Below are 957 nucleotides of genomic sequence, written 5' to 3'. Positions count from 1 at the left end.
AAATGTGCGGGAAAAGAAGGAAACTTCGGTTTAGATGGAACCGATCTGCCCGCCGCTGCGTCTAATTTAAGAGCGCGAAAACCCTAGGCTGGCTTGCCGAGGGGATGGCTGCGGCGGAGACCGTCTCGACATGTCGGGGGCGACGGTCCCCGCTGCGGCCACTCCCGAGCGAGGCGGCCGACACAGGAGGACTGAGTGGAAGACCTTGTCTACCTGCAAGAGTTGTGGCAGAAGCGGGCTGCCGTCGCGAAGGAGTGTGGGGAGGAGTTGGGGGAGCTGGCAGCGGATTTGTCGAAGGTCACAGAACGCAACTATTTTGGGCGGGGCTGCGTGGAGGGCGAAAGCGTATTCGTAGCAATGCGCGCAGCGATCGATGGCGGCTCCGAGTCGCTCGTTCGGCTTGCGGATAGTGCAGAATCGCTTGCTGCAGGTGCGGAGGCTGCAGCGAGCCAACTCTCAGCGGCAGATGCGGTTGGCGCGCATCGCATCGCGAGGCCGTGAAATCGATGGATCGTAAGGGGTCTTTCCAGGTGTCGCTCCTGGCTCTGGCTTCGAGCGTTATTGCGGGGTGTTCGAGTCACGCGATCCCAACCGAAGATCAAGCGTTGGAATCCTCGACGACAGTGTCGATCCGCCAGGTTGATGACCAGGGACTGAAGCTGCCGTTTGAGACGACGTTCTCTGCTCGCTGGAATGATGCTAACGACGGCACAAAGTACGAGCCATGCACGGCCGTGGGGGCGCGACAACTCGCAGCGCTCGGAGTGGATCCGGCATCGGTGGAAGATGCTGCCGGATCAAATGGACAGACGCTCCGAGGATGTGATTGGGACTATCTTCGCGTTGATGGCGGATCTGTCAGGTGGAGTGTGAGTCAGTTCGTCGGAAACTCTCCAAGCCTCGAACACGATAAACGGGTTAAGTCTGCGGTTACTGACGTTTGGTTGCCAGATGTCC

2 protein-coding genes are annotated in these 957 nt (G+C 59.7%); both read left to right on the top strand.

Translation table 11 applies throughout. The features are described from left to right. The first annotated feature begins 195 nt into the window (after positions 1 to 195). The gene (locus GH2_RS21110; protein WP_066172665.1) at positions 196 to 501 is read left to right on the top strand and encodes a hypothetical protein; all 306 of its coding nucleotides are present in this window, start codon (positions 196 to 198) and stop codon (positions 499 to 501) included. A 5-nt stretch (positions 502 to 506) separates the two neighbouring features. Next, on the top strand, positions 507 to 957 hold a 451-nt coding region (locus tag GH2_RS22245; protein WP_369692263.1), incomplete at its 3' end, for a DUF3558 family protein.

Origin of the sequence: Gordonia hydrophobica NBRC 16057 (assembly GCF_001592365.1) — a bacterium.
GTDB classification, from domain to species: Bacteria; Actinomycetota; Actinomycetes; order Mycobacteriales; family Mycobacteriaceae; genus Gordonia; species Gordonia hydrophobica.
Note: the sequence above shows the minus strand (reverse complement) of the source record. Positions and strands in the feature narration are given on the sequence as shown.